We start from the raw sequence: 22,832 nt of genomic DNA, 5'->3' as shown, positions 1-22,832 counted from the left end.
CATCCGGCCTCCCTAGGTCAGGGGTTCGGCGGTGGGGTGCGAAGGGCGGGGTCCGCGTGACCGCGGACGTCCGGGTGTCCGGTGCGTCGGGCGGTGCGTCGGGCGGTGCGTCCGGTGCAGCCGAACCGGCCGGTGCGGCCGACGGGAGCGCCGGGTACCCGGCGGGTCCGCCCGGTACCGGACACGGCCGGCGTGGACCGGACCGGTGCGGACCGGCCCGGACCGGACCGAACCGGACCGGGTCGGCCGTCCGCCCCGCGCCGGAGGCACGTGGCCCGGCCCGCACCGCGGCGGACCCGGCGCGACACCAGCAGCCTCCCCCCGGAAGCGGTCACTCCGCCTCCCGGAGCAGCCGTCCGAGGACGGCGATCCCCTCCTCGATCTCCCCGGGTGCGCAGGCCGCGTAGCCGAGGACCAGCCCCGGCGGGTGCGGCAGCCGGGCGTGCCAGGAGAGCGGCTGCACCTTGACCCCGTGGGCGAGCGCCGCCGTCGCCAACTCGGTGTCGGTGCAGGCGAGTCCGCCGGGGAAGGTGAGCATCAGGTGCAGGCCCGCGGCGGTGCCGTGCACGACCGCGCCCGGGAGCCCGGCGCCGATGGCGGCGATCATCGCGTCGCGCCGCCGCCGGTGGCGCGGGCGCAGCAGCCGGAGGTGTCGCTCCAGCGCGCCCGATTCCATCATCCGGGCGAGGACGAGTTGCGGGAGTGCGGCGTTTCCGAGGTCCGCGAGGCGCTTGGCGTCGATCAGGCGGTCCCGGTACCGGGCGGGGGCGAGCATCCAGCCGGTCCGCAGTGCGGGGGCGAGGAGCTTGGACACGCTGCCCAGGTAGAGGACCTGCTCGGGGAGGACGCCGCGGAGCGCCGGCACGGGCGGGCGGTCGTAGCGGTGCTCGGCGTCGTAGTCGTCCTCGATGACGAGCCCGCCCTCCGCCGCCCACTGGAGCAGTTCCCGCCGCCGGGCCCCGCCGAGCACCACCCCGGTCGGGAACTGGTGGGCGGGCGTGAGCAGGACGGCGGGCGCGCCGGTGGCGCGCAGCGCGTCGACCCGGATGCCCTCGGCGTCGACCGGGACGGGCGGGGTGGCGGTGATCCGGTGGCCGAGGTGCTGGCGGGTGCCGAGCGAACCCGGGTCCTCGACGGCGACGACGTCGAGGCCGTCCGCCCGGAGCACCTCACCCGCCAGCGCGAGCGCCTGGGCGGCGCCGGCCACGACGAGGACGTCGTCGGGGTCGGCCTGGATGCCCCGGTTGCGGGCCAGCCAGTGGGCGACGGCGTGGCGGAGCGCGGGGGTGCCGCGCGGGTCGCCGTAGCCGAACTCGTGGGCGGCGAGGCCGGTGAGGGTGGCTCGCTCGGCGCGGAGCCAGGCGGTGCGGGGGAAGGCCGCGAGGTCGGGGACACCGGGTGAGAGGTCGATCCGGGCGGGTGCGGCGCGCAGGGCGTCGAAGCTGGCGGGGACGGGCGCGTCGTCGAACAGGCGGGTGTGCCCGGGGCGGCTCACCGACGTCGCCCCCGACGTCGTCCCGGGCGGCCTCCCGGGCGCCTTCCCGATCGGCGTCCCGTCAGGCACCCCCGGCGACTTCCCGCCGGGCGCCACCGGCGGCGTCCCGGCGGGCCGGACGGGCGGCGTCCCGGCGGGCCGGACGGGCGGCGCCGCGGCCGGGTGGGCGGCCGGCGCCGCGTGCGGCACCGCCTCCCCCGTGCGCGCCGCCGGGGCGAGCGGATCGACCACGACCGTGCCGCCCCTCCCCCGCCCCGCGGTCCGGCCCTCCTCCGCGAGGCGGCGGTAGGCGTCGGTGACGACGCCCCGCGAGACCCGCAGGTCGACCGCTAGCACGCGGGTGGCGGGCAGCCGGCTGCCGACGGGCAGCCGGCCGTCCGCGATGGCCCCGCGCAGCCGGGCGGCCAGCCAGTCGGCGATTCCGCCGGCCGGGGCCTCCCGCGAGTCGAGCTGGAGGAAGTCGGCGCCCCCCGTTTTGGACCTGTCGAACAGCTGATCATTGGACCTGTTCACGGGTCCATTGTGCAGCGAGGGTGAGGACATGACGACGACTCGCAGCACGCCGACCACCGTTACGACGCCTCCGACCCCGACCGCCGGCGACACCCGCGCCACCGCCGACCAGGCCTACGTCCACGGCTACTCACCCACCGAGGCACGGCGCCTCGGCGACCAGGCCGACTCCCTCGCCGCCCTGCTCCACGCCGGCACCGCCTATCCGCCGGGCAGCCGCGTGCTGGAGGCCGGGTGCGGCGTCGGGGCGCAGACGGTGCACCTGCTGGCCTCCAGCCCGGACGCGCGGCTGACGGCCACCGACCTGTCGGCGGACTCGCTCGCCCAGGCGCGCGCCCGCGTGGCGGAGGCCGCGCCGGACGCGCACGTCACGTGGCACCACGGCGACCTGCACCGGCTGCCGTTCGCCGACGGATCCTTCGACCACCTCTTCGTCTGCTTCGTCCTGGAGCACCTCGCGGACCCGGCGGCCGCGCTGACGGCGCTGCGTCGCGTCCTGCGCCCCGGCGGCACGATCACGGTGATCGAGGGCGACCACGGCTCCGCGTTCTTCCACCCCAGGAGTGCCGCGGCCGAGGCGGTCGTCGGCCACCTGGTCCGGCTCCAGGCGGACGCGGGCGGGGACGGCCTGCTCGGCCGGCGGCTGTACCCCCTGCTGACCGGGGCCGGGTTCCGGGAGGTCACGGTCGGCCCCCGCACCGTCTACGCCGACGGCGGCCGCCCGGAGCTGGTCGAGGGGTTCACCCGGCGCACCTTCGTCGCGATGGTCGAGTCGGTGCGCGACGAGGCGGTCGCGGCGGGCCTCACCACGGCCGACGCGTTCGACCGGGGCGTCGCCGAACTCCGCCGGACGGCCGAGCCCGGCGGGACGTTCCACTACACCTTCTTCAAGGCGGTGGCGGTCAACCCCTGACGCCGCCACGCCTCCTGCAGCCCCCGGCAGCCCTCAGGCGCCGAGCGCCGACCGCCTGGCGCCAGGCGGTTGGCATCAGGCATCTCGCATCGGGCGTCAGGCACCGACCGGACGGCGCCTCACTCCGGGTGGTCGCCGAGGGTCGCGAGCAGGGTGCGCAGGGCGTCGATCAGCGCGACGGTCTGCGTCTCGTCCAGTCCGGCGAGGATGCGGCGCTCGGTGGCGAGGTGGTCGGGGAGGGCACGGTCGATCAGGGCGGAGCCCTCCTCCGTGAGCGCCACCTCGCGGCTGCGCCCGTCCGACCCGCTGGGGGTCCGGGTGACGAGCCCCCGGGCCTCCAGGCGGTCGAGCCGCTGGCTGATGGCGCCCGAGGTGACCATCGCGCACTGCATCAGACCGGTCGGCGTGAGCCGGTAGGGCGGGCCGCTGCGCCGGAGGGTGGCGAGGACGTCGAAGGAGGCGAAGTCCAGGCCGTGCAGGGCGAAGGTGCGCTTCAGCTCGGCGTCGACCAGACGGGAGAGCCGGTTGAGGCGACCGATCACCGCCATCGGCGAGACGTCGAGGTCGGGCCGCTCCGCGCCCCACTGCCCCACCACCCGGTCCACGTGATCGGACTGCTGTGCGTGTTCTGCGTGTTCTGCGTGCTCTGCCACGGTCCCAGCCTAAGCGATGCCTTAGTGGTGAGATAGCTCACAGCCATCCGACGACTCCAACCCTCCCCAGATGTCTTAGCGCTGAGATATGTTTGCTTAGTGCTAAGGAATCGACTCGCCATCGTGCTGATCACCGCCCTCGCCCCTGCCATCTGGGGCTCCACCTACCTCGTCACGACCGAACTCCTCCCGCCCGACCGCCCCCTCCTCGCCGGGGTACTCCGCGCCCTGCCCGCCGGACTGCTGCTCATGGCCCTCACCCGACGGCTCCCGAAGGGCAGTTGGTGGTGGCGCTCACTGGTCCTGGGCGCACTCAACATCGGCGCCTTCTTCGCACTGCTCTTCGTCGCCGCCTACCGGCTGCCCGGCGGGGTCGCCGCCACCGTAGGCGCCGTCCAGCCGCTGATCGCCGCCGGCCTCTCGGCCGTACTGCTCGGCGACCGCCTCTCGCTGCGCACCCTGCTCTCCGGCATCGCCGGCGTGGCGGGCGTCAGCCTGCTGGTCCTGCGGGCCAACGCCGAACTGGACGCCCTCGGCATCGCCGCCGCGCTCGGCGGCGCAGTGGTCATGGCCACCGGCGTCGTCCTCTCCAAGCGCTGGACCTCGCCGGCCCCGCTGCTCGCCACCACCGGCTGGCAGCTCACCGCGGGTGGACTGCTGCTGCTCCCGGTCGCCCTGTTCGTCGAGGGCGCGCCGCCGTCCCACCTCACCGGCGCCAACCTGCTCGGCTACGGCTACCTGAGCCTGATCGGCGCGGCCGTCGCGTACGCACTCTGGTTCCGGGGCATCCGCGCCCTGCCGCCCACCTCGGTCACCTTCCTCGGCCTGCTCAGCCCGGTGGTCGCCACCGCGCTCGGCTGGCTCGTCCTCGGCCAGGACCTCTCGCCCGTCCAGGCCCTCGGCGCACTGATCGTGCTCGGCTCACTGGTCGCCGCGCAGACCCAGCGGCCGCGCACCGGGTCGAAGGTCGTGGCGGAGGCCCCGTCGGCTCCGTCGGCCCCGTCGGCTCCGGCCGGGAACGACCCCGCCGCACCGGCAGGCGCGGACCGCACCGCCGCCCGGGCCCACCGTCAGAACGCCTGAGCGCCGGCGCCCCCGCCTGACCGCCTGACTGCCTGACCGGTCCAACCGGTCCGACCGCTCGCCCCCCAGCCCTGCCCCGACCTTCCGAGGAGAACCACCCATGCGCATCACCGTGTTCGGCGCCAACGGCAACGTCGGCAGCCGGGTCGTGACCGAGGCACTCGCCCGTGGCCACCAGGTCACCGCCGTCCTGCGGGACCCCGCCCGCCCGCACCGGCTCCCGTCCACGGCCGCCGTCACCGCCGGCGACGCCCGCGACCCCGAGGACGTCCGCCGTCTCGCCGCCGGCCAGGACGTGCTGATCACCGCCACCCGCCCGGCCCCCGGCCACGAGCACGAACTGGCCCTCGCCACCAAGGGCCTGCTCGCCGGCCTGACCGGAACGGGCGTGCGACTGCTGGTCGTCGGCGGCGCCGGCAGCCTCACCCTGCCCGGCGGCGACGGCAGGACCGTCGTCGACGACCCGGACTTCCCCGCCGCCTGGCGGCCCATCGCCGACGCCTGCCGCGAGCAGCTCGACCTGTACCTCGCCGACGCCGAGGTCGACTGGACCTACCTCAGCCCCGCCGCCCTCCTCGAACCCGGCGAACGCACCGGCCGCTACCGCCTGGGCCGGGACGAGCTCGTGGTCGACGCCTCCGGCACCTCCGCCATCTCGATGGAGGACCTCGCCGTCGCCCTCCTCGACGAGGCCGAGCGCCCCGCCCACCCCCGCAGCCGGTTCACCGTGGCCTACTGACGCCGCCCCGGCCCCCGGTTCGCCCCGGCCCGCCCGAGCCCACCCCTCGGCGCGAGCCGGGGCGGTCGGCGGTCGGCCGTCGGCCGGGGCCGTCGAACGGGCAGGCCGCCAGGCGGGCGACGGGGACGGCAGGGCCGGGGCCGGGCCCGTCAGCGCCGGCCGTCGTGGTACTCCACACCGAGCGGGCTGGCGACGAGACAGCGCGGGGCGTCGTCCGTCTCCGGGAGCACAGCGGTCACCCGAGCGAAACCGGACAGCCTCGCAGCGGTGGAGACCTCCGGCCCGGCCCGGTCGAGCGCGCTCAGCAGGGCCCGCACCCCGGTGCCCGGCAGGGCGGCGGGCCCGGCGGCGGCGTCGGCGGACGGGCCGTTCTCCAGTTCCAGGGCCTGGACGACCTCGCCGACCACGGTCAGGACGAACGGGCCGCCGTCGCTGCTGCCGCCGCCCCCGTAGAAGCCCAGCGGGGGTCCGGCGACGGCCGGCGGCACGCTGCCGAAGAGGTGGCGCGCGGAGCCGTGCAACAGCAGCCGGCCGCCGGACTCGCGGTCGTACTCCGGGTCCTCTCCGGGCACCGCGTCGACGAACAGGACCAGGTCCCGGTGCGAGTCCCGGAGGGTGACCATGCGCAGCGGCGCCTCGTAGCGGACCCACCGGCCGGGCCGGAGGTCGGGCGCGGTGAACCAGTCGGCGCGCGCGTCCAGGTACTTCTCCACCTGCCTCAGCTTCCGCCGCCGGGCCCGGTCGGCGTCCGGGGCCGGCCGGGTGAACTCGACGCCGCCGAGCGGCGTGGTCAGGCCGACCGCTTCGGGCACCGGTGCCGGGACCCGCTCCGACTGGAACTGCCCCAGCTTGGTCTCCGACAGGTAGACGAACTCACGCACCCGATGCCCCCTGGCCCACCGGCCGTCACTCACAGCCGTGCTGAATGTCCGCTCCATGCTGCCACCGCGGAACGCGCGGCGGTGGCCGCCGGAGGAAGTCCGGCGGCCACCGTGGCGGAGCTGGTAGGGGCGCGGCGGGCGCGGACCCGCCGCCGGTCGGGGATCAGGGGCGGTCGAGGGTGATGGAGTTGATCGGGGTGAGGTCCGCGTAGACGCCGGCCTGCGCGGCGATGTCGTAGCCGCACCCGGCACCGTTGTAGCCGGTGCACAGGTGGGAGTGCGCGCCGCCGGACTGGTTGTTGAGCACCCAGTGCCAGCCGGTCTGGTTGCTGAGGTTGTGGGCGCCGTAGCTGTAGAAGACGTGGGTCGGCGGGGTGCTGGTGCTGGCGCCCTCCCCGTAGATGCAGACCGCCCCGTAGGGACAGCCGTCCCACGAACCGTCGGCGGCCTGGGCGCCGGAGCTGCCCACGGTGGTGGCGGCGGCGGCCGCGAGGGCGAGGGCGGCGAAGGCGTGCAGGATCTTGCGCATGGTGGATCTCCCTCTGGTGTGGCCGGTGTGGCCGGTCCGGCCGGGGCTCGACCGGTGCTCAGCAGCGTAGGAAGGGAGCCCGGGGCAGCGGTCCCTGACGGATGACAGGGTGACGCCGGCGGAGAACCCGCAGGTCGGCACCGGAACGGGCTACGCGGCGAAGGTGTCGCAGCGGGCCGGGTCGCCGGTGCGGTAGCCGGTGGTGAACCAGGCCTTGCGCTGGGCGGCGGACCCGTGGGTCCAGCTCTCGGGGTCGATCCGGCCGGTCGCCTGCTGCTGGATCCGGTCGTCGCCGACGGCCGCCGCCGCGTCCAGCCCCTGCGCGATGTCCTGGTCGGTGAGCGTGCTGATCAGCGGCCGCCCGGTGGAGGCCTGCGGGGTGGTGGTGGCGTGGTGGGCCCAGACCCCGGCGTAGCAGTCGGCCTGGAGTTCGAGCTTGACGGAGCCGCTGTTCTCGCCCTGCCGGTCCCGGCCGACCCGCTGCATCGTCCCGGTGAGGTTCTGGATGTGGTGGCCGTACTCGTGGGCCACCACGTACGACTCGGCGAACGGGCCGCCGCGGGCGCCGAAGCGGGTGGAGAGGTCGGAGAAGAACCCGAGGTCGAAGTAGGCGCGCCGGTCCGCCGGGCAGTAGAACGGCCCGACGGCCGAGCTCGCCGCCCCGCACGCGGTGGAGACGCGGTCGGTGAACAGCACCGTCTCGGCGGGCCGGTAGGCGGTGCCGCGTCGGGGCAGTTCGCCGCCCCAGTACTCCTGGAGGCTGTTGGTCACGGCGACGATCCGGCAGTCCTGTCGGCGGTTGGCGTCGGCACCGGTCCGGCAGACCTGCTGGACCTCGGCGGCCGTGGTCGCCCGCGCGGCCGTACCGCCCTCCCCGCTGCCGTCCGAGAGGCCGAGGAGGTTCGGGTCGACGCCGAAGAGCACGGCGATCAGGACGGCGAGCAGCCCGGCCGCGCCGCCGCCGACGGCGATCTTCCCGCCGGGGACGCCGCGCCGGTCGTCCACCTGCGAGGTGTCGAGGTCCCCCTGGTCGTCGAACTGCATGCCTGCCCGTCCCTCGTGGTGCGTGCGGTGCCCGCGGCACCGGGCGGCCGGGCCCGGCCGCCCGGCCACGCTAGCCGCTCGCCCTGCCGTCACCGCGGAAGGACGCGCAGGTCAGGGCCGGTCAGGGCTGCTCTCCCTCCCCACCGGGGCGCCCTCGTCGGACCGGTTCCGACCCCCGCCCCGCAGGAGCCTCGGAGGCCTCGGGCCCACCGTCCGCCGCGGCGCGGCCGGATCAACCGCACGGCGCCGCACCCCGGGAGCCGCCGGGGCAGACGCCGGGTCGGCCGCCGAGAACCACCGGCTCCACCGGCCGCCACCGGCTCCGCCTGCCGCCCATCAGCCCCGCCGCCGCGCGGCAGGCCGTCACCGCCGGTCGAGGAGCTGTCGCCCGCGAACCGGGGGCCGCCCGGGCCTACTGGCCGGCCGGCCTCCGGGCGGCACTCCCGTCGGCAATCCGGGCGGCGAGGAACTCGGCGATCCGCGCGTCCGTCTCCGGCCCGAGGGCGGGTGGCCGAGTCGTCGGCAGGTCCGTCCGTGCGCCCCGCGCAGTCCCGGCCGGCGCGTGGAGGACGGCGGCGAGCCGTTCCGCGGCGTCCGGGCAGCTGGTCCACGCCGACGGGTCGCAGCGGAGCACGGCTGCCAGGAGGTCTCCGGGGTGGAGGTCGCCCTCGGCCAGGAGGTCGCGGCAGAGCAGGTCGACGGCCCGCGGGAGCAGGTACGGCAGGCCGACGTGCTGCCCGACGAGCAGCCGCAGGTCCTCGACGCCGAGGGAGCCGAGGGGGCGGCGGCGCAGCGTGTGGGCGGTCCTCACCAGCCGGGTCGCGTCGGCCGGAGGGTCGGGCCACCGCACGCCTTCGAGCGCCTCCAGCGAGTCCGCGGCCGACGGGGCGGCGGCGTTCGACCGGGACGGCGCGTCGGGTGAGGAGCGCCCGGCGGCGGTGCGGGTCCGGCCGGTGGGCGTGCGGCTGGTGCGGGTCCGGCGGGCGCGGCTCATCGGCGACCCACTCCTTCCGTTGCGTTCCTGTCTGGACGATCACCGACGGCCCGTGGGTTCCGGCGGACTGCGGGGTCCGTCGTCCGCGAACCGGGGGCCGTCCGGGGAGTACGGTGACGGGCATGATCACTCACCTCGTCCCCACCTGGGAGGTGGCGGACAGCCGCGGTGTGGAGACCGCCTGGGTCGAGCTCGGCGACGGCGAGCTGCGCGCCCGCGGCCGCGTGGTCGGCACCGTTCCGGCGCCGTACTGGCTGAGCTACGAGCTGGCGACCGGCCCCGCCTGGATCACCCGGCGACTCCGGGTGCGCGCCGAATCGGCGGACGGCGAGCGGCAGTTGGACCTGCGGCAGGAGGGCGGCCGGTGGACGGTGAACGGCGTGCACCGGCCGGAGCTGAACGGGGCGCTCGACTGCGACCTCGGGCTGTCCCCGCTCACCAACACCATGCCGGTGCTCCGCCACCGGTTGCACCGGCAGCCCGGTGAGCGGGACTTCCTGATGGCCTGGGTCCGGGTGCCCGACCTGACGGTGCACCCGTCCCGCCAGACGTACACCCACCTGGGCCCGGCCGGTGAGCGCTCCGGCGAGGGTGCCGGGACGGGCGCCACCGTCCGGTACCGGAGCGGGGACTTCAGCAGTGACCTGCTGCTGGACCGGCACGGCCTGGTGGTCGACTACCCCGGCCTGGCCCGCCGGCTGCCCTGAGCCGTCGCCCCGGTCGCCGTCACCCTCACGGCCGGGGCCGGGGCCTCCGCGACCGCCGCAGGCCGGGCCCGCCCGCCGAGCGGGCGGGCCCGGCCGGCCCGGCTAACGGGCGACCGGCGCGGGGGCGTACCCCGCGGGCCGGGTGGTGAAGGTGCCCCGGCCCTGGGTGCGGCTGCGCAGAGCCGTCGCGTAGCCGAAGAGTTCGGCCAGCGGCACGACCGCCGTCACGACCGCCGTGCCACCGCGCGGCGCCGAGCCCTGGACCCTGCCGCGGCGGGCCGCGAGGTCGCCGAGGACGCCGCCGACGGCCTCCTGCGGCACGGTCACCGTCACCTCGGCGACCGGTTCCAGCAGCACCATGCGGCAGGCGCGGAGCGCTTCCCGCAGGGCGAGCCGGCCGGCGGTGCGGAACGCCAGGTCCGAGGAGTCCTTCGGATGGGTGGCCCCGTCGGTCAGGGTGACCCGCAGGCCGGTGACCGGGTGGCCGCCCAGCGGACCGTCGGCGAGCGCGTCCCGGCAGCCGGCCTCGACCGCCTGGACGTACTCCCTCGGAACCCGCCCGCCCGTCACGGTGGACGCGAACACGAAGCCCTCCACCGCACCGCCCTCCACCGCACCGCCGCCGGCTGTCCCGCCGTCCGCCGACGGGCCGTCCGCCAAGCCGTCCGACGGGCCGTCCGGGGACGCCTCCAGCGGCGCCACGTCGATGACGACGTGCGCGAACTGGCCCGCGCCACCGTCCTGTTTGACGTGCCGGTGGACGAGGCCGGTGACCCCGTGCACCACGGTCTCCCGGTGGGAGACCTGGGGACGCCCGACGGTCACCTCCAGCCCCTGCGAACGGCGGATCGTCTCCACCGCCACCTCCAGGTGCAGCTCGCCCATGCCCGACAGCACCCGCTGCCCGGTCTCCGGATCGGTGCGGACGACCAGGGACGGGTCCTCCTCGGCGAGCCGGGCGAGGGCGGTGGCGAGCCGGTCGGAGTCGACGGAGCGCTTCGCCTCGACGGCCACCGTGACGACCGGTTCGGCCGTGACGGTCGGCTCCAGGACCAGCGGCGCCGCGGGCGCGCAGAGGGTGGCCCCGGCGCGCGCCGCCTTGACGCCGACCACCGCGACGATGTCCCCCGCGACGGCCGAGTCGGCCTCGGTGTGCTGGTCGGCCTGGACCCGCAGGATCCGGGCGACCCGTTCGGTGCGGCCGCTGCCCGCGTCCAGCACGGTGTCCCCCTTCCGTAGTGTGCCCGCGTAGAGGCGGAGGTAGGTGAGCCGGCCGGTGGAGGTGACGTTCACCTTGAACACCAGGGCTGCGAGCGGCCCGGCCGGGTCGGCGGCCCGCTCCTGCTCCCCGGCGTCCGGGGAACCGGCGGCGGAGCTTCCGACGGAGGCGCCGCGCACCGGCGGTACGTCCAGCGGCGACGGCAGGTAGGCGGTGACGGCGGACAGCAGCGGCTCGATCCCCCGGTTGCGGTACGCCGAGCCGCACAGCACCACCACGGCCTCACCACTGCGGGTGAGGTCGCGCAGCGCGCCCGCCAGGGTGGCGGCGGAGAGCGCCGCGCCCTCGCAGTACTCCTCCAGGGCGTCCGGGTGGAGTCCGGCCACCGCCTCGTCCAGCTGCCGGCGGCGGCGCCCGGCCTCGGCCTGCAGCTCCTCCGGCACCGGGCCCTCCCGGTAGCCGTCCCCCTCGGGGCCGCCGTCCCAGGTCAGGGCACGCATCGTCAGCAGGTCGACCACGCCGGTGAACCCGTCCTCGTGCCCGATCGGCAGTTGGACGGCGAGCGGCGCGGGGTGCAGCCGCTCCCGGATGGAGGCGACCGCCGCGTCGAGGTCGGCCCCGGCGCGGTCGAGCTTGTTGACGAAGGCGATGCGCGGCACACCGTGCCGGTCGGCCTGGCGCCACACGGACTCGCTCTGCGGCTCCACGCCCGCCACGGCGTCGAACACCGCGACCGCCCCGTCGAGGACCCGCAGCGAGCGCTCGACCTCGTCGGCGAAGTCGACATGGCCGGGGGTGTCGATCAGGTTGATCCGGTGGCCCTCCCAGGAGCAACTGACGGCCGCCGCGGAGATGGTGATGCCGCGTTCGCGCTCCTGGGGGCGGCAGTCGGTGAAGGTGGTGCCTTCGTGGACCTCGCCGCGCTTGTGGATGGCGCCGGTCAGGTAGAGGATCCGCTCGGTGACGGTGGTCTTGCCCGCGTCCACGTGGGCGAGGATGCCCAGGTTGCGGACGGCGGCGATGCCCGTGACCGGGGTGGTGCCGGTGGTGGTGCCGGTGTTGGTGGTGGTGCCGGTGGTGTGGCGGACGTCGGTGCGCATGGCCCGGTGCCTTTCGGGGTGTTCCTGGAAAGGGGCGGCGCGATTGCGGCGACGGCACGGACGGGCGCCCCGGCCGGACTGCGGTCGGGGCGGGTCGGCCCCGGGAAGCGGGGCCCGGACGTCCGGTGGACGGTCCGGTGTCAGGCGTGCGTCGCGGGTCTCCGGTGCCGGCCGCGCAGCGGGCACCGGGCGCACGAGGACACCAGGATCACCTCGTACCGGGACGCGGGGACGACGACAGCGGTGCGGTAGCGCACGGCAGGCCTCCCTCGACTCGTCACGGTGCGCGCCGCCACCGGGACCGGGGCGCGTTGTTGCGTGCCCGAGTGTAGGGACCCGGCCGTGGCGGGGTCACCGGGTTTTCCGGCGCGGTCCTTCGGGGTGGCCCGTCGGGGTGGCCCGTCGGGGTGATCCGTCGCGACGTCCGGGCGGGTCCGGATGCGGTCGGATCCGACCCGCCGTCAGTCGTCCGTCGCCCCGCCGTCGCCCCGCCGTCAGGCCGTCGCCGGGCCACCGTCGCGCCGCCGCTGCCCCCGTCCCCGTCCCTGCCCTCTGCCCCCGTCCCCCGTCCCCCGTCCTGTGACCGCTCACCCCGCGGCGGCGGCCGCCAACCGGCTTGCAGCCTTGACGAGTTCGGCCTGGTCGGCGGCGGCCGCGAAGCTCAGCCGCAGGTACGCGGCGGGCGGCTCGGCCGGGAAGTAGCGCCGGCCGGCGTTGACCGCCACGCCGACCGCGCGCGCCGCGTCGGCGACGGCGCCGTCCGCGAGCGGTTCCGGCAGCCGCAGCCAGAGGTGGAGGCCGCCGGCCGGGAGCCGGACGGGCGCCCAGTCGGGGAGGTCCTGGGCGAGCGCGCCGGCGAGGACGGCGCAGCGTTCGCCCAGCGCAGCGCCGAGGGTGCGCAGGTGGCGGTCCCAGGCGGGGGTGGAGAGCAGTTCGACGGCGGCCTCCTGGAGCGGGCGCGCGACGAAGAAGTCGTCGACCAGCCGCATGCCGCGCAGCCGGCCCATGACCGGGCCGCGGGCGATCAGCGCACCGATCCGCAGGCTCGGCGAGGCGGGCTTGGTCAGCGAGGTGAGGTGGACGACCGTGCCGTCGCGGTCGTCGGCGACCAGCGGCGGCGGTACGGGGCGTCCGTGGCCGAGGTGGCGGGCGAAGTCGTCCTCGATCAGGAAGGCCCCGGCGGCGCGGGCGACGTCGACGACCTGCCGGCGGCGGTCCGGGGAGAGGACGGTGCCGGTGGGGTTGTGGAAGGTCGGCTGGCAGTAGAGCAGCCGGGCGCCGGTCATGGCGAAGGCGTCGGCCAGCAGGTCGGGGCGGATGCCGTCCTCGTCGGTCGGGACGGGGACGGGGCGCAGTCCGGCGGCGCGGGCGGCGGCGAGTGCGCCGGGGTAGGTGGGCGACTCGACGAGGACGGGACTGTCGGGCGCGGCGATCGCCCGGAAGAGCATGGAGAGCGCGCCCTGGCCGCCCCCGGTGACCAGCACGTCCTCGGGGCCGACCCCGGGGCCGGCCTGGCGGGCGAGGACCGCGCGCAGCGGCGCGAGTCCGACGGCGGGTGCGCGGCGCCAGGCGTCGGGGCGGCGGGCGGCCCGGGCCAGGGCGGCGCCGAGGGCCCGGGTGGGCTGGAGGTTCTCGTGCAGGTAGCCGCCGGCGAGGCTGATCGTTCCGGCCGGCGCCGTGGTCGCCGTGTCGCCGGTTCCGCCCGGTTCGGCTCCCGGGTCGCCGCCCGGCGCCTGCGGGCGCCCGGCCAGGGCTACGGCCTGCCAGGAGGTGTCGGGTGCCTGGCTGCCGGGGCCGGGCCGGCGCACGGCCACGAAGGTGCCGCTGCCGGGGCGGGTCACCACGAGTCCCTCGGCGGCCAGTTGGGCGATCGCCCGGGACACGGTGACCGGACCGACGCCGTGACGGGCGATCAGGTCCCGGCTGCTGGGCAGCCGGTCGCCCGGCGCGAGGGCGGCGACCTCCCCGCGAAGGACCCTCACGAGCGCCTCGGTACTGCTACTGTCAGACATGAAGAACCACGATAGCGCTTTCACCTCCAGGACGGAACCGCTCCCCACCGGGCAGGACTTCGACCTCGCCGCCCTGCGGGCCGACACCCCCGGCTGCGAGTCCGTGATCCACTTCAACAACGCCGGCTGCGGGCTGACGGCCCGCCCGGTCCTCCGGGCGATGGTCGACCACCTCCACCTGGAGGCCACCGTCGGCGGGTACGAGGCCGCCGCCGCCCGCGCCGCCGAGATCGCCGACTTCCACGCCTCGGTCGCCGAACTGATCAACGCCCGCCCCGGGACGATCGCCTTCGCCGGCAGCGCGACGCACGCCTACACCAAGGCGCTCTCCGCGATCGACTTCCGGCCCGGCGACACCGTCCTCACCACCCGCAACGACTTCGTCTCCAACCAGATCGCCTTCCTCGCCCTGCGCCGCCGCTTCGGCGTCGAGATCGTCCACGCCCCCGACCACCCGGACGGCAGCGGCGTCGACGTCGAGGCGATGGCCGCTCTGATGCGCGCCGAACGGCCCCGGCTGGTCGCCGCCACGCACGTCCCGACCAACTCCGGCCTCGTGCAGCCCGTCGCCGAGATCGGCCGGCACTGCCGGGAGCTCGACCTGCTCTACCTGGTCGACGCCTGCCAGTCCGTCGGCCAGTACGAGATCGACGTCGAGGAGATCGGCTGCGACCTGCTCACCGCGACCTGCCGCAAGTTCCTGCGCGGACCACGCGGTTCCGGCTTCCTGTACGCCTCCGAGCGGGTGCTGCGAGCCGGGTACGAGCCGCTGTTCATCGACATGCACGGCGCCCGCTGGACGGCGCCCGGCGAGTACCGGCCGGTCGACACGGCGGCCCGGTTCGAGGAGTGGGAGTTCCCCTACGCGACGGTGCTCGGCAGCGCGGCCGCCGTCCGCTACGCGCTGCGGGTCGGACCGGCGGCCGTCGCCCGGCGGACCCCGGCACTCGCCGCCCGGCTCCGCGAAGGACTCGCGGACCTGCCCGGCGTCCGCCTGCTGGACGGCGGGCCGGCGCCCGCCGCGCTGGTGACCTTCGCGGTGGCGGGCTGGGAGGCGGCGGCGTTCAAGGCGGCGCTGGACGCGCGCGCCGTCAACTCGGCACTGAGCTTCCGCGAGTTCGCGCAGTTCGACTTCGCCGACAAGGACGTCGACTGGTGCCTGCGCCTGTCGCCGCACTACTACAACACCGAGGAGGAGGTCGACGAGGTGGCCGAGACCGTCGGCCGGCTGGTCCGCCGCGGCCCCGCGGCGGGCGCGGCGTCCGGTGCGGGAACGGGAGCCGGCCGGTGACGGGCGGCAGCGCTCCCACCCCGGCGCCCGCACCCGGGACCGCACCCGCCCCCGGGACCACCGGGACCGCCGGAGCTGCCGGGACCCCCGGGGCCGCCGGGACCGCCGGAGCCACCGACGAGCCGGCCGGAAGCCTCTGGCGCAACCGGGACTTCCGCCGGTTCTGGGTCGGCGAGACGGTCTCGCTGCTGGGCACCCAGGTCACCAACCTGGCCCTGCCGCTGACCGCCATCCACGCCTTCGGCGCCACCGACGAACAGGTCGGACTGCTCCGCTTCCTCCAGCTCGTCCCCTACCTCGGGCTCGCGCTGCTGATCGGGGTCTGGACCGACCGGGTGCGGCGGCGGCCGGTCATGCTCGGCGCCAACGTGGTGCGGCTGGTCCTGCTCGCGCTCGTCCCGCTGCTCGCCTGGTGGCACGTGCTGAACCTGCCGGTGCTGCTCGTGATCGCCTGCGCGGTGGGCACCGCCTCGGTGGCGTTCGACGTGAGCTGGATGTCGTACGTGCCGGTGCTGGTGCGCAGCCCCACCCGGTACGTGGAGGCGAGCGCCCGGATGGGCGTCAGCAGTTCGGCCGCCGAGGTGGCCGGTCCCGGGCTGGCCGGCGTCCTGGTCTCGGCGCTCACCGCGCCGGTGGCCCTGGTGGTCGACGCCTGCTCGTACGCGGTGTCGCTGGTCTCCCTGCTGCTGATCCGCACCCGGGAGCCGAAACCCGCGCCCGCCGCCGAACGGCACCTGCTCACCGAACTCCGGGACGGCCTGCGCTGGGTGCTGCGGGACGGCGTGCTGCGGGCCCTGGCGCTGATCGGCTTCTGCTGCAACTTCTCCATGGTCACGGTCTGGACGATGTTCCTGCTCCACGGCACCAACGACCTGCACCTCGGCTCGACCGCCCTCGGCGGGGTGCTCGCCACCGCCTCACTGGGCGGGCTGGCCGGCGCCCTGCTCTCCCGACGGGTCATCGCACGGTTCCCGCTCGGCCGGGTCTACCTGGTCGCCCAGTCGGCACTGCTGCTCGGCCCGCTCCTGGTCGCCCTGGCCGCCGGGCCGCGGCCGCTGGTGATCGCGCTCTGCGCGCTCTCCTTCTTCACCAGCTACCTGGGTCTGGGGGTGGCGGGGGTGGTCATCGTCAGCCTGCGCCAGGCGTTGACGCCGCAGTCGATGATGGGCCGGATGACGGCGGCGTTCCGCACCCTGCTGTTCGGCGGCGGCGCGCTCGGCGGGCTCTCCGCCGGGCTGCTGGCCGGGCGGATCGGCGCCGACGACGCGCTGCGGGTGGCGGCGGCCGGTTCGGCGGTGGCCGTCATCGGACTGGTGCTCTCCCCGGTGGTCCGGTTGCGCGCGCTGCCGACGGCCCCGCCCGACCGGCCGGTGCCGGGCGCCGGGGCGGGAGCGAAGGCGGGAACGGACGCGGTGGGAGCGGAGGCTGCGGAAACGGAGGCCGGGGCACGGTGAGCCGGCGCCGTCGCGGTGGACGGACATCGGGCGAGCGTTCACCGGACGGCGGGCCGGGGCGGCACCCGCCGGCCCGGCGCCCACCGCGGCGACGCCCACCGGACCACCGTCCGGATCCCGCGGACCTTCCGTCAGGACGGCGGCGGGCTCGGCGCCTCGGTGGCGCAGACGGTGCCACGGGCGTCGATGATCGCGCAGGCCCTGGCGTCGGTGGGGCCGGTGGACCGCACCATCTGGGTGTGCGCGGTGCGGCCGGTCTGCTGGCGGTACTCCTCCTGGTCGGGCGGAGTGCCCTCGCGGCCGAACACCTGGACGCGGTCGCCCGGCGAGCTGCCCGAGATCCTGGCCCAGGCCGCCTGGCACCCGGCGCTGTAACGGAGCTCCACGTGGACGCCGAAGTCCCGGCCCTGCGCGGTGGTGACGGCGTCGTACTGGCAGACGGTGGTGTTGGGCTCGGTGTGCACGCAGCCTTCGGCACGACAGGTGGCGGTCGCGGTGGCACTCGGGGCCGTCCCGCCCTGGGCGGGCGCAGCCGGTCCGGGGGCGGCCAGTCCGGGGGCGGCCGGTCCGGGCGGGGCGGACGCGGCGGCCGGCGGGACCGCGTGGGCGCCCTCCGCCCGACCGGCCGTCGACGGCCCGAGCAGGTGGTGGACGAGCAGGCCGCCCGCGACCACGCCCGCCAGTGCGGCCGCCGCGCCGGCCGACCAGGCCACCCAGTGCCGGGGGCGCTCCGTCGAAGGGGCGACCCGCGTGGGCGTGTCCGAGGGAGCGGCCGCCCGGGTGGGGACACCCGGCGCAGGAACGCCCGCCCCTGACACGGCATCCTCGGCATCCTCGGCATCCTCCACCGCCTCTGCCTCCGCGCGATCGGCCGGCGCAGCGGGCACCCGCGCGGGGTCGGCCGACGGTTCGACGGCCACCCCGGCGCCGGCGGGCGCTCCGTCGGAACCGCCCGGAACGGGCGACGGCCCCGACACCGACGCCGCCGACCCTCGACCCACCGACCCTCGACCCACCGCCGCCCGGCCCACCGATCCCGGGTCCACCGGTCCCCGGCCCGCCGCCGCGCGCTCCTCCGGCGCGACGGCCGGCAGCCCGGCGCGGAGCTCCTCGTCCACCCGGGCCCGCAGCGCGAGGGCCCGGTCGAGGTCCTCCCCGGGGAGCCGGTAGCACGCCCAGAGCGCGCGGATCGCCGCCTCCGGCGCCGGGTTCCGCCCGTCCGGGCTCTCGTAGCGCGACACCGTCGTCTGGGCGACGCCGAGCCGCCGGGCCACCGTCTTCTGCGGCAGTTCGCCGGCCCGGGTGCGCCAGCCGCGCAGGGTCCGTGCCAGCTCCGCACGTGCCGACGGGGCCGCCCCGTCGCCCTCCGCGCCCGGCCCGGTGACTCCCTTGTCCGGCATCCGTCCACTCCCCTCTGCCGCAGCCCTGTGCATATCCGCAGCTCAGCGGCGGTGCATACCCGGCCGCATACGAATGAGTAACCAGCTGATCGCGCAGCGTAGAAGTCCTCGACCCGGCCGTGCAACGCTGATGACCAGCCGGTGGAGACGCCCGGCGAATCCCAACCCCTCCCGTACCCGGGCTGCCGCGTGCCGTCCGGGGATCGGGAATGCACTCGAAGGAGTCACAGATGCACACCACCCGTCACCTCACGCTCGCCACGCTCAAGCAGCGTGCGGGCCGCACCGTCGCCGTCGCCGCCCTGGCGGCGGCCGCGCTCACCGGGACCGGCGCGGCGGACGCGCTCGCCTTCCCGGCCGCGCCGGCCGCCGCCGTCACCGCCGATGTCGCGGACCTCGCCACCGGGGCCGACGCCACCACCGACGGGGCGCGGGAGGGGGCGGCCGCTCCGGCGGCGGCCACCCTGCGCGACCGGATCGTGGCGGCGGCGCGCGGCCAGATCGGGGTCACCGAGAGCAGCTCGGCGTGCCAGAAGTACCTCACCGGCAAGGGCCAGACCTGCCGCAACACCTCCTGGTGCGCGGCGTTCGCCGAGTGGACCTGGCGGCACGCCGGGGTGAAGAACGGCCCGACCACCCTGCTCGGGCGCGGGGTCGGCAAGTGGGGGCAGGAGCACCACCTCTTCCACACCGGCTCGCCCAAGCCCGGCGACCTCGTCGTCTACGGCCCGCCGGCCTACGCCCGCGGCGGCCACGTCGGCGTGGTGGTCTCGGTGAACCGCGACGGCACCCTCGACACCGTCGAGGGCAACGTCAGCAACAAGGTGACCCACCGCCACATCAACCCGCGCACGGCCACCGGCGGCACGAAGAACTGGAAGATCTCCGGCTACGTGACCCCGCCGGGCGCCTGACCCCGCCCTTTCCCCCACCGACGGCCCCGGCCCGGTGCCGCCCCTCCCCACGGAGGGCGCGGCCCCGGGCCGGGGCCGTTCCACCCCGCCCTCACACCGGAAGCCCGATCGGCTCCCGCCCGGCACCGTCGTGGCGCAGCACGGCCGTCCCGGCGGCATCGTGACGGCGCAGCACCCGGGCGATCAGCTCCATGCCGGCGGCCAGGTCGTCGCGGATCCGGATCCTCAGGTCCGTGGTTGCCACCACGAAGCCCCCGGCGGGGTCCGCGGTCATGGTGCCCTCGCCGCTCCCGGCCCGGCCCAGGCCGGCCGCCTTCAGCTCCGCGGAGAGTTCGGACGCGACCGTGCGGCCGTACTGCCCGGGGCGGTCCGTCACGGGCAGTACGAGCCGGAGGTCCCAGAAGCGGGCGCCGCTCAGCGGGCTGCGGCCGAACCACCGCCGGACCAGTTCGCCCTGGGGCAGCCCGGCCAGCACCTCGACCGCCCAGCAGGACTCGGTCCGGTCGACCGGTTCGCGCAGGGCCCGCAGCACGACGGGGCTGTCGTAGCCGGCGGCCGCCAGTGCGGCGGCGAGTGCGGTGGAGTGGGCATGTCCGTCCGGGGCGGTGCACCGGTCGAGCGCCGTCCGGACGGCGGGGGCCGCCAGGGCCGGGTGGCGGGCCGCCTCCGCCGAGCCCCCGGGCCAGGCCCCTGGCCCCGTACCGGCCCACGACGCCCCGCCCCACCCCTTCCCCTCCCGCCAGGAGCCCTGCGGCCCCGAGCCCCGAGCCCCGAGCCTCCGCCGGGCCTACTCCCGACAGGCGGCCCGCTCCCCCGGCGACGGGGCCGCCGCCGGGGCCGCCCCCGCCCGCCCCGCGCCCTCCCGCCCGGCATCCTCACTCCCCACGCCCTCCCGGTCCGCCGCCCGGCGCGGGCGTCCGAGGACGACGCCGGCCAGGACCAGCACCAGCCCCGCCAGCTGGAGCGGACCCAGCACCTCGCCCGCGACCGCGGTACCGAGCAGCACGCCGGTCAGCGGGTTGAGCAGGCCCAGCAGGCCGACGGTGCCGGCCGGCAGGTGCCGAAAGCCGGCGAACCAGACCGCGAAGGCGAGCGCGGTCGCCACCACCGCGACGTAGCCGAAGGCGAGCAGCTCCCGACCGTTGGGCGCGGCGGGCGCCCCCTCGACCGCCGCCGCCACCGGGAGCAGCACCAGGCCGCCGGCCACCAGCTGCCAGGCGGTGGTGGCGAGCACGTCGGCGCCGTCCCGCCACCGCCCGGCGAGCACGTAGCCGAACGAGGAGACCAGCATCGCCGCCGCCGAGGCCGCCAGGCCGGGCAGGCTCACCGCTCCGGCCCGGGTCAGCAGCATCAGACAGACCCCGCCCAGGCCGACCACCGCCCCGGCCAGGTGGGCGCGGACCGGGCGCTCGGCGGTCAGCGCCCAGGCGAGCAGCAGCATCGCGAGCGGGGAGGCCGCCATCACCGTGGAGGCGACGCTGGTGGCGAGCAGTTGGGAGGCGACGTAGAGCAGGACGAAGAAGCTGGCCGTGTTGAGCAGCCCCAGCACCGCCGAGCGCCACCACCACGCGCCCCGCGGGCGCCGGGGGCGGATCGCCAGCAGGAGCAGCCCGGCGGGCAGCGCACGCAGGGCCGCGCCCCAGAGCGGGCGGTCCGCCGGGAGGAACTCCCGGGTGACGAAGTAGTTGGCCCCCCAGGCCACCGGCGCGACAGCGGTCAGCGGCACCCACCGAAAACTGGCTTCCATGGAAGACAATATATCTTCCCTGGAAGCTATCGGACTAGGATGCAGCCATGGAGCACACGCACGACGGCCACCGGGCGGACCGGAACCAGGACCACGTCTCCCTGATCCAGGCCGAGTGGCGCCGGGAACGCCCCGACCTGGACGTCTCGCCCCAGGCGGTGATCGGCCGGCTGCACCGGCTGGCCGGTCGGCTCACGGAGGAGCTCTGCCTGGTCTACGGCCGGTACGGGCTCGGCGAAGGCGACTTCGACGTCCTGGCGGCGCTGCGCCGGGCCGGTGCGCCGTTCGAGCGGGCCCCCGGCGAACTGGCCGCCCACACCATGGTCACCACCGGTGCCATGACCAAGCGGGTCGACCGGCTGGAGCGGGCCGGGCTGGTCACCCGCCGCCGCAGCGAGGCCGACGGACGGGGCCGGGTCGTCGCCCTCACCGAGGCCGGCCGCCGCCTGTTCGACGACGCGTTCACCGCCCACATGCGCAACGAGCACCGGCTGATCGGCCTCCTCTCCCCCGAGGAGGCGGCCGCCCTGGAGGTCCTGCTGACGGCCTGGCAGCACCGCCTCGACCACCCCGGCACGGGCCCGCGGCAGCCGGACGGCACCGCACCGGACGGACGCGGGGCGGCGGGCAGCGCACCGGACGGACGCGGAGCGGCGGGCACCGCACCGGACGGGCGCGGAGCGGCGGGCACCGCACCAGCCGGGGGCGGGCCGGAGAAATCCGAATGATCCCGGCGCAGTCGGCACGATAGCGTCGCGCCGTGACGAAACGGACCTGGGACCTCATTCTGCTCGGTGGCGCGTCCGGGGTCGGCAAGAGCACGGCCGCCGCCCGGATCGCCGCCCGGACCGGCGCCTTCGTGGTCGAGTTCGACGACGTGGTCAGCGCCGTCCAGGAGCTCACCACCGCCGCCCAGCACCCCGGGCTGCACCACTTCGACGGCATCGCCGATCCGGACGGACTGCCGCCCGAGCGCGTGCTGGAACTCCAGATCGCCACCGCCGAGGCACTCGAACCCGCCCTGCTCGGCGTGGCGCGCAACCGGCTGACCGTGCCGGTGCCGGCCGTCATCGAGGGCGACTACCTCACCCCGGCCGGCGCCGCCCGCGCCGTCGCGGAAGGCCGGGCGGCCGGACGCCGCGTCCGCGCGGTCTTCCTGCACGAACCGGACGCGGACCGGATCACCGCCAACTACGCGGCCCGGGAACCGGAGAGCGGCGTACAGGCACTCCGCGCCGAGGTCAGCGCCCGCTACTCGCGCTGGCTCGGGTCACAGGCCCGCCTGCACGCGCTCCCGGTGGTCGACTGCCGGCCGTGGTCCACGCTGGCCGCCCGCATCGACCGGGCACTCGACCCGAGTCCGGGTCCGGGTCCGGGTCCGAGTCCGGGTCCGGGTCCGGGTCCGGGTCCGGGTCCGGGTCCGAGTTCCGATCCGGGTCCGGAGCCGGGCCCGGATCAGAGCCAGAGCCGGAGTCAGAGCCAGAGCCGGAGTCAGAGCCAGAGTCGGAGTCAGACCAGCGTGTAGCCGCCGCTGCGGAAGGTGGAACCGACGTTGCTGCAGTACGCGTAGGACCAGACGCCGCCGGACCGGGTCGGCCCGTAGACCACCTTGTTGTTGGCGCAGACGGCCCACGCGTAGTAGCTCCGGGTGCCGTCGCACGCGACGCCGTAGCTGACGTAGTTGCTGTAGGTCGCACAGGAGGCGACGCGGGCGGGCGCGGCGGAGGCCGGGACGGCCGCGAGGACCGGGACGGCCAGTGCCGCGGTCGCGGCGACCGCCGCCGCTGCGGAACGGATGCGCATGATTCCCCTCCAGTAAGGGTCGGTTCGGTTGACGACGGCCGGGAGGCCGGCGGAGCGGCGCTCCGGAGGCAGGCCGGACGGCATGGCTGACGGCCGGTCGGCCCGGGCCGGAAGGCCGGCCGAGGGCCGCGGGCCGCGGGCCCGCCACAGCCCCCCGGACTGTCGCGGGCCACTGCGGGCCGCTGCCCCCCACTGTCCGCTCCGGGGCCTCACCGGAACCGGAAGCAGGACGGGAAACATCGAATGCCCGGCCCGCCCGTGGTCCCGGGTCCGCCCCGACCCGTAGGGCCGGGTCCATCAGCTCGCGCCCACCGCCCCCACCCGCACGGGCTGTTGTGTCA

The 22,832-nt window shown here is 76.5% G+C and carries 20 protein-coding genes and 1 pseudogene; 9 read left to right on the top strand and 12 right to left on the bottom strand.

Annotation, left to right across the window (positions count from 1 at the left end):
• Positions 1-331: 331 nt before the first annotated feature.
• On the bottom strand, positions 332-2,008 hold the full coding sequence (locus AC067J_RS30780) for an aminotransferase-like domain-containing protein (RefSeq protein WP_478304722.1): 1,677 nt from the start codon (positions 2,006-2,008) through the stop codon (positions 332-334).
• Between the two features lie 28 nt (positions 2,009-2,036).
• Between AC067J_RS30780 and AC067J_RS30775 the strand changes: the two genes are divergently transcribed.
• Positions 2,037-2,921: a methyltransferase domain-containing protein gene (locus AC067J_RS30775; protein ID WP_478304720.1), complete on the top strand. Its 885-nt coding sequence runs from the start codon at positions 2,037-2,039 to the stop codon at positions 2,919-2,921.
• Positions 2,922-3,040: 119 nt separating this feature from the next.
• On the opposite strand, the gene AC067J_RS30770 is transcribed toward AC067J_RS30775, so the two are convergent.
• Positions 3,041-3,574, bottom strand: a complete 534-nt coding sequence (locus tag AC067J_RS30770; RefSeq protein WP_478304718.1) for a MarR family winged helix-turn-helix transcriptional regulator — start codon at positions 3,572-3,574, stop codon at positions 3,041-3,043.
• Between the two features lie 99 nt (positions 3,575-3,673).
• Between AC067J_RS30770 and AC067J_RS30765 the strand changes: the two genes are divergently transcribed.
• Both AC067J_RS30765 and AC067J_RS30760 read left to right on the top strand, forming a co-directional pair.
• Positions 3,674-4,657 carry an EamA family transporter gene (locus AC067J_RS30765; RefSeq protein ID WP_478304716.1) on the top strand — a complete coding sequence of 328 codons (984 nt, stop codon included), beginning with the start codon at positions 3,674-3,676 and terminating at the stop codon, positions 4,655-4,657.
• Between the two features lie 100 nt (positions 4,658-4,757).
• Positions 4,758-5,396 carry an NAD(P)-dependent oxidoreductase gene (locus tag AC067J_RS30760; protein ID WP_478304714.1) on the top strand — a complete coding sequence of 213 codons (639 nt, stop codon included), beginning with the start codon at positions 4,758-4,760 and terminating at the stop codon, positions 5,394-5,396.
• A gap of 149 nt (positions 5,397-5,545) precedes the next feature.
• Here the strand turns inward: AC067J_RS30760 and AC067J_RS30755 are convergent, their stop codons facing one another.
• The 4 genes from AC067J_RS30755 to AC067J_RS30740 all read right to left on the bottom strand — a co-directional run bounded on the left by AC067J_RS30755 (position 5,546) and on the right by AC067J_RS30740 (position 8,844).
• Entirely contained in the window at positions 5,546-6,277 is a 732-nt protein-coding gene (locus tag AC067J_RS30755) for an SAVMC3_10250 family protein (protein WP_478304712.1), read from the bottom strand.
• 163 nt (positions 6,278-6,440) lie between these two features.
• The gene (locus tag AC067J_RS30750; protein ID WP_478304710.1) at positions 6,441-6,806 is read right to left on the bottom strand and encodes a hypothetical protein; all 366 of its coding nucleotides are present in this window, start codon (positions 6,804-6,806) and stop codon (positions 6,441-6,443) included.
• 150 nt (positions 6,807-6,956) lie between these two features.
• On the bottom strand, positions 6,957-7,850 hold the full coding sequence (gene ypfJ, locus AC067J_RS30745) for a KPN_02809 family neutral zinc metallopeptidase (protein ID WP_478304708.1): 894 nt from the start codon (positions 7,848-7,850) through the stop codon (positions 6,957-6,959).
• A gap of 412 nt (positions 7,851-8,262) precedes the next feature.
• Positions 8,263-8,844, bottom strand: a complete 582-nt coding sequence (locus AC067J_RS30740) for a contact-dependent growth inhibition system immunity protein (protein ID WP_478304706.1) — start codon at positions 8,842-8,844, stop codon at positions 8,263-8,265.
• A 122-nt stretch (positions 8,845-8,966) separates the two neighbouring features.
• On the opposite strand from AC067J_RS30740, the gene AC067J_RS30735 reads away from it, so the two are divergent.
• Positions 8,967-9,551, top strand: a complete 585-nt coding sequence (locus AC067J_RS30735; protein WP_478304704.1) for a putative glycolipid-binding domain-containing protein — start codon at positions 8,967-8,969, stop codon at positions 9,549-9,551.
• A gap of 102 nt (positions 9,552-9,653) precedes the next feature.
• Here AC067J_RS30735 and AC067J_RS30730 read toward each other — a convergent pair whose 3' ends face one another.
• Together AC067J_RS30730 and AC067J_RS30725 are read right to left on the bottom strand one after the other, a co-directional pair.
• The gene (locus AC067J_RS30730) at positions 9,654-11,870 is read right to left on the bottom strand and encodes an elongation factor G (RefSeq protein WP_478304703.1); all 2,217 of its coding nucleotides are present in this window, start codon (positions 11,868-11,870) and stop codon (positions 9,654-9,656) included.
• Between the two features lie 587 nt (positions 11,871-12,457).
• The gene (locus tag AC067J_RS30725; protein ID WP_478304701.1) at positions 12,458-13,882 is read right to left on the bottom strand and encodes an aminotransferase-like domain-containing protein; all 1,425 of its coding nucleotides are present in this window, start codon (positions 13,880-13,882) and stop codon (positions 12,458-12,460) included.
• On the opposite strand from AC067J_RS30725, the gene AC067J_RS30720 reads away from it, so the two are divergent.
• Complete coding sequence (locus AC067J_RS30720; protein WP_478304699.1) at positions 13,881-15,173, top strand: aminotransferase class V-fold PLP-dependent enzyme; 1,293 nt, start codon at positions 13,881-13,883, stop codon at positions 15,171-15,173. The genes AC067J_RS30725 and AC067J_RS30720 overlap by 2 nt on opposite strands.
• Complete coding sequence (locus tag AC067J_RS30715) at positions 15,170-16,627, top strand: MFS transporter (RefSeq protein ID WP_478304697.1); 1,458 nt, start codon at positions 15,170-15,172, stop codon at positions 16,625-16,627. Before AC067J_RS30720 ends, AC067J_RS30715 begins: the two co-directional genes overlap by 4 nt.
• 131 nt (positions 16,628-16,758) lie before the next feature.
• Here AC067J_RS30715 and AC067J_RS30710 read toward each other — a convergent pair whose 3' ends face one another.
• Entirely contained in the window at positions 16,759-18,027 is a 1,269-nt protein-coding gene (locus AC067J_RS30710; RefSeq protein ID WP_478304696.1) for a helix-turn-helix domain-containing protein, read from the bottom strand.
• 230 nt (positions 18,028-18,257) lie between these two features.
• On the opposite strand from AC067J_RS30710, the gene AC067J_RS30705 reads away from it, so the two are divergent.
• The gene (locus AC067J_RS30705) at positions 18,258-18,941 is read left to right on the top strand and encodes a CHAP domain-containing protein (protein ID WP_478304694.1); all 684 of its coding nucleotides are present in this window, start codon (positions 18,258-18,260) and stop codon (positions 18,939-18,941) included.
• A 91-nt stretch (positions 18,942-19,032) separates the two neighbouring features.
• Here the strand turns inward: AC067J_RS30705 and AC067J_RS30700 are convergent, their stop codons facing one another.
• Both AC067J_RS30700 and AC067J_RS30695 read right to left on the bottom strand, forming a co-directional pair.
• Positions 19,033-19,473 carry a hypothetical protein gene (locus AC067J_RS30700; protein ID WP_478304692.1) on the bottom strand — a complete coding sequence of 147 codons (441 nt, stop codon included), beginning with the start codon at positions 19,471-19,473 and terminating at the stop codon, positions 19,033-19,035.
• Positions 19,474-19,728: 255 nt separating this feature from the next.
• The gene (locus AC067J_RS30695) at positions 19,729-20,688 is read right to left on the bottom strand and encodes a DMT family transporter (RefSeq protein ID WP_478304690.1); all 960 of its coding nucleotides are present in this window, start codon (positions 20,686-20,688) and stop codon (positions 19,729-19,731) included.
• A gap of 47 nt (positions 20,689-20,735) precedes the next feature.
• Between AC067J_RS30695 and AC067J_RS30690 the strand changes: the two are divergent.
• Positions 20,736-21,269 (top strand): annotated as a pseudogene (locus AC067J_RS30690) (MarR family winged helix-turn-helix transcriptional regulator); the annotation flags it as partial.
• Positions 21,270-21,448: 179 nt separating this feature from the next.
• Entirely contained in the window at positions 21,449-22,213 is a 765-nt protein-coding gene (locus AC067J_RS30685; RefSeq protein ID WP_478304688.1) for an AAA family ATPase, read from the top strand.
• Here AC067J_RS30685 and AC067J_RS30680 read toward each other — a convergent pair.
• Positions 22,198-22,491 carry a hypothetical protein gene (locus AC067J_RS30680; protein ID WP_478304687.1) on the bottom strand — a complete coding sequence of 98 codons (294 nt, stop codon included), beginning with the start codon at positions 22,489-22,491 and terminating at the stop codon, positions 22,198-22,200. The genes AC067J_RS30685 and AC067J_RS30680 overlap by 16 nt on opposite strands.
• Between the last annotated feature and the right edge of the window lie 341 nt (positions 22,492-22,832).

Source organism: Kitasatospora sp. NPDC042419 (assembly GCF_056437345.1).
Note: the sequence above shows the minus strand (reverse complement) of the source record. Positions and strands in the feature narration are given on the sequence as shown.

Coding starts and splice junctions, on each gene's coding strand:
- AC067J_RS30760 (WP_478304714.1), top strand. CDS start 4,758: ATGCGCATCACCGTGTTCGGCGCCAACGGCAACGTCGGCAGCCGGGTC.
- AC067J_RS30720 (WP_478304699.1), top strand. CDS start 13,881: ATGAAGAACCACGATAGCGCTTTCACCTCCAGGACGGAACCGCTCCCC.
- AC067J_RS30695 (WP_478304690.1), bottom strand. CDS start 20,688: ATGGAAGCCAGTTTTCGGTGGGTGCCGCTGACCGCTGTCGCGCCGGTG.
- AC067J_RS30710 (WP_478304696.1), bottom strand. CDS start 18,027: ATGCCGGACAAGGGAGTCACCGGGCCGGGCGCGGAGGGCGACGGGGCG.
- AC067J_RS30725 (WP_478304701.1), bottom strand. CDS start 13,882: ATGTCTGACAGTAGCAGTACCGAGGCGCTCGTGAGGGTCCTTCGCGGG.
- AC067J_RS30735 (WP_478304704.1), top strand. CDS start 8,967: ATGATCACTCACCTCGTCCCCACCTGGGAGGTGGCGGACAGCCGCGGT.
- AC067J_RS30750 (WP_478304710.1), bottom strand. CDS start 6,806: ATGCGCAAGATCCTGCACGCCTTCGCCGCCCTCGCCCTCGCGGCCGCC.
- AC067J_RS30680 (WP_478304687.1), bottom strand. CDS start 22,491: ATGCGCATCCGTTCCGCAGCGGCGGCGGTCGCCGCGACCGCGGCACTG.
- AC067J_RS30775 (WP_478304720.1), top strand. CDS start 2,037: ATGACGACGACTCGCAGCACGCCGACCACCGTTACGACGCCTCCGACC.
- AC067J_RS30730 (WP_478304703.1), bottom strand. CDS start 11,870: ATGCGCACCGACGTCCGCCACACCACCGGCACCACCACCAACACCGGC.
- ypfJ (WP_478304708.1), bottom strand. CDS start 7,850: ATGCAGTTCGACGACCAGGGGGACCTCGACACCTCGCAGGTGGACGAC.
- AC067J_RS30705 (WP_478304694.1), top strand. CDS start 18,258: ATGCACACCACCCGTCACCTCACGCTCGCCACGCTCAAGCAGCGTGCG.
- AC067J_RS30740 (WP_478304706.1), bottom strand. CDS start 8,844: ATGAGCCGCGCCCGCCGGACCCGCACCAGCCGCACGCCCACCGGCCGG.